General features: G+C 72.9%; 9 protein-coding genes. 4 read left to right on the top strand and 5 right to left on the bottom strand.

Translation table 11 applies throughout. The features are described 5' to 3' along the window. The first annotated feature begins 147 nt into the window (after positions 1-147). Complete coding sequence (locus ACFYVL_RS14000) at positions 148-954, top strand: methyltransferase domain-containing protein (protein WP_389244161.1); 807 nt, start codon at positions 148-150, stop codon at positions 952-954. Here ACFYVL_RS14000 and ACFYVL_RS13995 read toward each other — a convergent pair. Beyond that, the gene (locus ACFYVL_RS13995) at positions 951-1,712 is read right to left on the bottom strand and encodes an ABATE domain-containing protein (RefSeq protein ID WP_389244159.1); all 762 of its coding nucleotides are present in this window, start codon (positions 1,710-1,712) and stop codon (positions 951-953) included. The genes ACFYVL_RS14000 and ACFYVL_RS13995 overlap by 4 nt on opposite strands. A gap of 64 nt (positions 1,713-1,776) precedes the next feature. On the opposite strand from ACFYVL_RS13995, the gene ACFYVL_RS13990 reads away from it, so the two are divergent. Further along, positions 1,777-2,520, top strand: a complete 744-nt coding sequence (locus ACFYVL_RS13990; RefSeq protein ID WP_389244157.1) for a metallophosphoesterase — start codon at positions 1,777-1,779, stop codon at positions 2,518-2,520. On the opposite strand, the gene ACFYVL_RS13985 is transcribed toward ACFYVL_RS13990, so the two are convergent. Next, entirely contained in the window at positions 2,517-2,687 is a 171-nt protein-coding gene (locus ACFYVL_RS13985) for a hypothetical protein (RefSeq protein WP_389244155.1), read from the bottom strand. The genes ACFYVL_RS13990 and ACFYVL_RS13985 overlap by 4 nt on opposite strands. Positions 2,688-2,768: 81 nt before the next feature. Here ACFYVL_RS13985 and ACFYVL_RS13980 point away from each other — a divergent pair, with 81 nt between their 5' ends. Next, positions 2,769-3,737 carry a helix-turn-helix domain-containing protein gene (locus ACFYVL_RS13980; RefSeq protein ID WP_389244153.1) on the top strand — a complete coding sequence of 323 codons (969 nt, stop codon included), beginning with the start codon at positions 2,769-2,771 and terminating at the stop codon, positions 3,735-3,737. Positions 3,738-3,854: 117 nt separating this feature from the next. Here ACFYVL_RS13980 and ACFYVL_RS13975 read toward each other — a convergent pair whose 3' ends face one another. Next, a complete protein-coding gene (locus ACFYVL_RS13975) occupies positions 3,855-4,280 on the bottom strand; it encodes a RidA family protein (protein ID WP_389244151.1) in 426 nt (141 codons plus the stop codon). Between the two features lie 141 nt (positions 4,281-4,421). Here ACFYVL_RS13975 and ACFYVL_RS13970 point away from each other — a divergent pair, with 141 nt between their 5' ends. Then, positions 4,422-5,015: a TetR/AcrR family transcriptional regulator gene (locus ACFYVL_RS13970; RefSeq protein ID WP_389244149.1), complete on the top strand. Its 594-nt coding sequence runs from the start codon at positions 4,422-4,424 to the stop codon at positions 5,013-5,015. Between the two features lie 65 nt (positions 5,016-5,080). Here ACFYVL_RS13970 and def read toward each other — a convergent pair whose 3' ends face one another. Together def and ACFYVL_RS13960 are read right to left on the bottom strand one after the other, a co-directional pair. Further along, positions 5,081-5,713, bottom strand: coding sequence for a peptide deformylase (gene def, locus ACFYVL_RS13965; protein WP_389244147.1), 633 nt, complete (start codon positions 5,711-5,713; stop codon positions 5,081-5,083). A gap of 81 nt (positions 5,714-5,794) precedes the next feature. Continuing rightward, a complete protein-coding gene (locus ACFYVL_RS13960) occupies positions 5,795-6,778 on the bottom strand; it encodes a tetratricopeptide repeat protein (protein WP_389244145.1) in 984 nt (327 codons plus the stop codon). Positions 6,779-6,894: the final 116 nt, after the last annotated feature.

Raw genomic sequence — 6,894 nt, 5'->3', positions numbered from 1 at the left:
GGCCGGTCCCCGGGGGGGGGGGGGGCGCCCCGGGGGCTCCCCCCACTCTATCCGCCCCCGCGCCCCCCCCCGGGGGGGGGCGGGCCCCCGGGGGGGGGCGGGCCCCCCCCCCCCCACCGCCGTTCCCGGCGCGTCTAGCGTGATCCCATGGACGATCACGGTGGGGCGCACGGTTTTACGTCGGTGGACACGCAGCCACGGCCCGAGGAGTGGGTCGGGGTGCTGGACCGGTTGGGGGCGGAGCCCTTCTACGTCGGGTACAAGCGGCGGTTGCGGGAGCTTCTGGGGGCGTCGGCCGGTGGGCTGTTCCTTGAGGTCGGGGCGGGGGCCGGGGATGCCGCGCTGGCCCTGCGCTCCGATGGCGTCCGGGTCGTGGCGGTGGACAGTTCGCTGACGATGGTCGGGCGGGCGCGGGAGCGTGGGCTGGGGTGTGCCGTGGTCGCGGACGGGCAGCGGCTGCCGTTCGCGGCGGGGCGGTTCGACGGGGTCTGGGCAGACCGGGTGGTGCAGCACGTCGCCGAACCGGGGCTCATGCTCGACGAGTTGGTGCGGGTGGTGCGTCCCGGTGGCCGTATCGTCCTGGCGGATCCGGACTACGACACCCAGGTGCTCGACATCGAGGACCAGGACCTGGCCCGCCGGGTACTGCGGTTCAGGGCGGACGCGGGCCTGCGCAACGGCACGCTGGCGCACCGGCACGCCGGTCTGTTCGCGGACCGCGGTCTGGATGACGTCGCGGTGGAGGCCCGGACCCTGGTGGTGCGCGACCCGGCGGCGGCCGACCACGTGATGGGGCTGCGGAGTTGGGCGCACACGGCCGCGGAGCGGGGCTTTCTCGCGTCCGTGGACGCGGACCGGTTCGTGGCGCAGTTCGACGATGCCGTGCGCGCGGGGCGATTCACCTATGCCGTCACCTTCTTCCTCACCGCGGGCACCGTGCCCGGGGTCGGCTAGCCGCCGGCGTTGCGCCGGTAGTGGCGGGCGGCGCGGGCGCGGTTGGCGCAGGAGGGTTTGCAGTACTCCTGGCGGCCGTGGCCCTGGAGGTAGTAGCGGACGCAGCGCGGTGCGGTGCAGGCGCGCAGGAGGTGGCGTTCGGGGCCGGCCAGGAACTCGACTGCGGCGCGGGCCAGTTGGGTGACGAGGGTGTCCTCGTCGGCCCGGAGTCCGGGGTGCGGTTCGCCGTCCGGTTCCCAGTGCAGTTCCAGGCGTACGGGGGTGCGGGCGGCGCATGCGTTGAGGTGGGCCAGGGCTTCCTCGAAGGGCATCAGCCGGTGGGCGTCGGCCGGGCTGGGCGGGCCGGGGCGCACCGCGTGGGCGAACAGCGCGCGTACGGCCCGGCGGAGGCGGACGACGTCCGCGCGCAGTTCCTCGGTGGCGGTGGCGGTGGCGGGCGCCTCGGCGGTTCGGTCTCCGCCGCGTGGCCCGGCGGGCAGGCCGCCGGGCTGTGGTCCGGGCCGACCGCCGGGCTTTCCGTCGGGCCGACCAGCGGGTTCATCTTCGGGCCGGCCGCCGCGCTCGCCGTCGGGCTGCCCAGCGGGTTCACCTCCGGGCCGACCGTCCCGCCCCCCTTCGGGACGACCGTCCGCCAGCCAGTCGGCTAGTCCCGCGACCGTTTCGAGGTCGTCGGCGACGCCGCCTCTTCCGTCATGGCGGACGGTGCTCACCAGGTCGAGTGCGGTGCGGCCCCGGCCGTCCCCCCTTGCGTACTCCATGGGCCGCACCTTACCGTCCTAACGGTTTTCACTCCATTTACCGTGAGACTCTTCCGGGGGACCCGTGCTTCTGCTTGCCCAGATCAGCGATCTGCACCTGGACGGCACCGCCCGCTCCGTCGAGCGCACCCGGCGCGTGATGTCCTACCTGCGCGGTCTGCCCCGCCCGGTGGACGCCCTGCTGGTCACCGGCGACATCGCCGACCACGGCGCGGAGGCCGAGTACGAGGAGGCGGTGCGGCTGCTCCGGGCGCCGTTCCCGGTGCTGCCCTGCCCGGGGAACCACGATGTGCGGGCCGCCTACCGCACGGTCCTGCTGGGCGAGCCGGCCGGGGACGGGCCGGTCAACCGGGTGCATCACGTCAAGGGGGTGGCGGTCCTGATGGCGGATGCCACGGTTCCGGGGCGCGACGAGGGGCATTTCGACGCGGAGACGCGGGAATGGATCACCGCGACCCTGGACGCGCTGGCCCCCGGGACCCCGGCGCTGCTGGCATTCCACCAGCCGCCGCTGGCCCTGCACCATCCGCTGCCGGACTCCTATCAGCTCCGGGAGCCCGAGTGGCTGGCCGGGCTGCTGGCCGCGCGTCCGCGGGTAGCGGCTGTGCTGACCGGGCACGCGCACACCGCGGCCGCCTCGGCGTTCGCCGGGCGGCCTCTGGTGGTGGGTCCTGCGGTGACCTGGACGCTGCGGTTGCCCTGGGAGGGCGAGGAGGCGGCGGACCGGGAGCAGCCGCCCGGTCTGGCGTTTCACGTGCTGGACGACGAGCACCGGCTGACCACCCATTTCCGGGTGGTGACCGGCTAGCTCGTCAGCTCGTAGCGGGCGACGGGGGCCTCGGTCTCGGCGGCGCGCCGCTCGGCCCGGCGGAGCTGGCGGTCGATCCTCCGGTCGTGGGCGTGCCCGACAAGCGAGGGAAGCGCCATAAGGGCGAAAAGGGCGATGACGGTCAGGTAGTTCAGGAATGTGTTCATGGCTCAACTCTCGTTCAGCGGAGCTGAATTGATGAGTGGCAGGACTGTCATGACACATCGAATTACTGCCACACTGGCAGCATGCTGAGAAACGTTGCCGTGGCACTGGTGGACGGGGTCAATCCGTTCGAACTGGGCGTGCTGTGCGAGGTGTTCGGGATCGACCGGAGCGAACAGGGCCTGCCGGTCTACGACTTCGCGGTCTGCGCGGTGGAGTCGGGGCAGCTGCCGGCCCGTTCGGGGGCGTTCTCGATCAACGTGCCGTACGGGCTCGACCGGCTCGAAGAGGCCGATCTGATCGCGATCCCCGCCGACCAGCACTGCGAGGCCCGCACCTATCCAGAGCCCCTGCTCGACGCCCTGCGCCGGGGCGTGGAGCGGGGTGCGCGGGTGCTGAGCGTCTGCTCCGGGGCCTTCGTGCTCGGCGCGGCCGGACTGCTCGACGGGCGGCGCTGCACCACGCACTGGCGGCACGTGGACGAGCTGGCACGGCGCCACCCGAAGGCCCGCCTGGAGCCGGACGTGCTGTACGTCGACGAGGGCCCGGTCATCACCTCGGCGGGCACCGCCGCCGGCATCGACGCCTGTCTGCATCTGGTGCGGCAGGAGGACGGCCCGGAGGTCGCCAACACCATCGCGCGGCGGATGGTGGTGCCGCCGCACCGGGACGGCGGTCAGGCGCAGTACATCGAGCGTCCGCTCACCCACACCCGCTGCGACACCGTGGGCGAGGTACTGGTGTGGATGGCGGAGAACCTCGAACTGGACCTGACGGTCGAGCAGTTGGCGGCCCGCGCCCACATGTCCCCGCGCACCTTCGCCCGCCGCTTCCAGCAGGAGACGGGGACCACTCCCTACCGCTGGGTGCTGCGTCAGCGGGTGCTGCTGGCACAGCAGTTGCTGGAGGCGAGCGACGAGACGGTCGACGTGGTCGCGGGCCGCTCCGGCTTCGGTACGGCGGCGGGGCTGCGGCACCACTTCCTGCGCACCCTGGGCACCACCCCGCACGCCTACCGCCGCACCTTCAGGGGCCCGGCACGCGCGGCATGACACGGCCGCCGGCACCCCGGCACGCGCGACGCGACCGCACCTCCGGCGGCCCGTACCCCGGCACGCGCGCACCGGGCCGCCCCTCCAGTGCCCCGCCGGCCCCGCACGCCCCGTCGCTCAGCCCGCGCTCCGGTCCAGTGCGACGACCTCGACCTCGATCTGCCAGTCCGGCTGGGCCAGCGAGACGACCTCGATGAGGGTGTCGGCGGGGTAGGGCTCGGCCAGGAACTCGCCGCGCAGAGTGATCACGTGCGGCAGGTTCGCCGCCATGTCGCGTACGAAGATCCCGACCTTGACCACGTCGGCGAAGGTCAGTCCGGCCGCCTCCAGCACCCGTGCGACGTTGCGGAACGCCTGTCGCCCCTGTTCCAGGAAGCCGCCCTCGACGGTGGTCCCGTCCTCGTGGAAGCCCGCCTGGCCGGACACGTACACGAAGCCGCCCGCCTTCACGGCCTGCGAGATCCGGTACGGCCGGTACCAGTCGGGCGTGGTGGCGACCTTCTCGATGACCCCCGCGCCGGCACCGCTCCTGCTGCTGGACATGGTTCTCCCCTTGGGTCGGCGGGGCCGGTGAGGACCCCGCAGCTCCGTTACGAAACGTTTCGTAACGCCTCGGAAGCTAGAGCAGACTCCGGCACCTTGTCAAAACGAAACGTAACGTCACGCAAGCGGTAGGGTGGCCGCATGACTCCCGAGCCCCAGAGTGAGCGGCGCAGCGAACGCGCCCGCCGAGCGATCCTCGACGCGGTGTTCGAGCTGGCGGTCGGCAAGGGCTACGCCAAGCTGACCATCGAGGCCATCGCGAGCCGGGCGGGCGTGGGAAAGCCCACGATCTACCGCTGGTGGTCCTGCAAGGGGGCGGTGGCCCTGGACTCGCTCAACGAGCGGATCGGCGACGGCATCGCCTTCCCCGACACCGGGGACATCGCCGCCGACCTGAAGACGCAGCTCACCGCCGTCACGGAGCTGCTCACCGGGGACGTGGGCCGGGTCTTCCGGGGCATCATCGGCGAGGCCCAGAACGACCCCGAACTGATGGAGACCGTCCGCGAGACCGTCGTGGACCCCCGCATCAGGGAGTGCCGGGCGCGCCTGGACAGCGCCGTGGCCGCCGGGCAGGTCCGCGCGGACCTGCCGACCTCGGTGATGGTCGACCTCTTCTACGCGCCGGTGTACTACCGCTTCCTGCTGGGCTTCGACGCCGCGGCCGTCCGGCGCTGTCCGGAACTCGTCGAGGAGGTCCTGCTCGGCCTGCGCCCCCGTACCCCGCACATGTGAACGCCGCGCGCCCGGCGGCTCGACGAGCGACCGGGCGCGGGACGCGGAAAGCGGGCGTGCGGGAACTAGTCGTTGGGGACCGTCTCGTAGCGCGGGGTGCCCTCTTCCATCTGCTTGAGCGCGGCCTTGCGCTCGCGCTTGGAGAGGCGGTCGATGTAGAGGCGGCCGTAGAGGTGGTCCGTCTCGTGCTGGAGGCAGCGGGCGAAGTAGCCGGTGCCCTCGACGGCGATCGGGTTGCCCTCGGCGTCCTGGCCGCGGACGACCGCGTAGTCCGGGCGGGCCAGCTCGGCGTACGCGCCGGGGACCGACAGGCAGCCCTCGTTGGAGTCGTCGAGCACCCGGCGGTCGGCGGGCAGCTCGTCGAGGACCGGGTTGATCACGACTCCGGTGTGCCGGACGCCGTCGTCGTCCGGGCAGTCGTAGACGAAGACCTTGAGGTCGACGCCGATCTGGTTGGCCGCCAGGCCCACGCCCTCGGCGGCCTTCTGGCTGGCGAACATGTCGTCGATGAGGGAGGCGAGCTTGTCGTCGAACTCGGTGACGTCCCGGCACTCGTGGTGCAGCACCGGGTTGCCGACGACCGTGATCGGGCGGGCGGTGCCGCGCTCGCGGTACGCCAGCTCGCGGGCCTCGCAGTCCTCCGTATCCACGACGAACCCGTTACCGACCTGCTCGTCGACCTGCTGCTGCTGCGCCATGTCCGCCGTACGCCTTCCTCAAAACCGACCGCCGCACCGGAATCGGTGCCCGTACAGCCTACGGGCACCGGCCGCGTCCGCTCAGCAGACCTCTTCGAGATCCCGCCACTCCCGGCTGTCCGGGCTGTCGGCGACCCATCCGTCGAGCAGGCCCCGCACCAGTCCGGGCGGCGCGGCGAGGCCGCACTCGCGCTCGGGCACCCACAGGTCCCCGTTCGTCCGGTGGCCGAGCGGGCCGGGGTGGCCGGGCTCGCTGTGGTCGTGCGGGTCCAGGTGCTGCTCGCCGTCGCCCTCGTCGGAGGGCATCCGCGACTCCGAGCAGGTGCGGCACAGCAGCCGCACGGAGGACGACCAGTCCTCGGCGGCGAAGCCGGCGTCCGCCGCGAGGCGCTCCAGGGCGTCCCGGTCGGCCTCGGTGGCGGCCTCCAGGAGGACCACCCAGGTCGGTACCGGGGACGGTGCCCACAGCTCGATCTCGTCGAACACGGGGAAGGAGGGCCCCGCGGCCGTCACCCGCTCCCCGTGCGGCACCCCGTCGTGCAGCACGACCTCGCCCCAGCGCCGCCCGGAGGACGGCAGCGGGATCGACAGCACCTCGATGCGTGCGGGATCCAGCCTGCGGCCCCACACCACCTCCGCCTCGCCCTCGGGCGACAGCCGCACCGCGGCGCTGCCCAGCTCCATGCCGAGGGGTTCGCCGCTCTCGGTGGGGGCGCCGGGCACCTTCAGCCCGTACGCCTGCCAGGCCCGGCGCGCGAGCGGCCAGTCCTGGAGCGCGGTGGCGGCGATCCCGACGTTCCACCAGTCGGGAGCGCCGGTCTCGCGGTCGAGCAGCGCGACGGCACGCAGGCCCGCGGCCCGCGCCTGGTCCCAATCGTGCCGGAATTTGTGCAGCAGCGCCAGATTGAACCAGGACTCCGAGAGCCAGGGTTCGAGATCCGCCGCGCGTGTCAGGAGCGCCCCCGCGTCCTCGTACCGACCGTCGCCGATCAGCGTGAACGCGCGGTCCGTGGCCTGCCGCCACGAGGCGGAGGGCCGATGCCGTACCTTCCCGAAGATCCTCACGATTCCCGCCTGCCGGTTGGCTCACTTCCCCTGCCGTGCTCTTGGCTGCGCCGTGGCTGCCAGGGGCTCTCTTCGCATCCAACCATGCCCGGCTGGAGCCCCGCTCATTACCCACT

The sequence above is a fragment of the Streptomyces sp. NPDC004111 genome (genome assembly GCF_042874215.1).
Lineage (GTDB): Bacteria > Actinomycetota > Actinomycetes > Streptomycetales > Streptomycetaceae > Streptomyces.
This window is presented reverse-complemented; position numbering and strand designations above follow the sequence as displayed.

Excerpts from the sequence above, each read along its gene's own strand:
- ACFYVL_RS14000 (WP_389244161.1), top strand. The coding sequence starts at position 148 with ATGGACGATCACGGTGGGGCGCACGGTTTTACGTCGGTGGACACGCAG.
- ACFYVL_RS13995 (WP_389244159.1), bottom strand. The coding sequence starts at position 1,712 with ATGGAGTACGCAAGGGGGGACGGCCGGGGCCGCACCGCACTCGACCTG.
- ACFYVL_RS13985 (WP_389244155.1), bottom strand. The coding sequence starts at position 2,687 with ATGAACACATTCCTGAACTACCTGACCGTCATCGCCCTTTTCGCCCTT.
- ACFYVL_RS13980 (WP_389244153.1), top strand. The coding sequence starts at position 2,769 with ATGCTGAGAAACGTTGCCGTGGCACTGGTGGACGGGGTCAATCCGTTC.
- ACFYVL_RS13975 (WP_389244151.1), bottom strand. The coding sequence starts at position 4,280 with ATGTCCAGCAGCAGGAGCGGTGCCGGCGCGGGGGTCATCGAGAAGGTC.
- ACFYVL_RS13970 (WP_389244149.1), top strand. The coding sequence starts at position 4,422 with ATGACTCCCGAGCCCCAGAGTGAGCGGCGCAGCGAACGCGCCCGCCGA.
- def (WP_389244147.1), bottom strand. The coding sequence starts at position 5,713 with ATGGCGCAGCAGCAGCAGGTCGACGAGCAGGTCGGTAACGGGTTCGTC.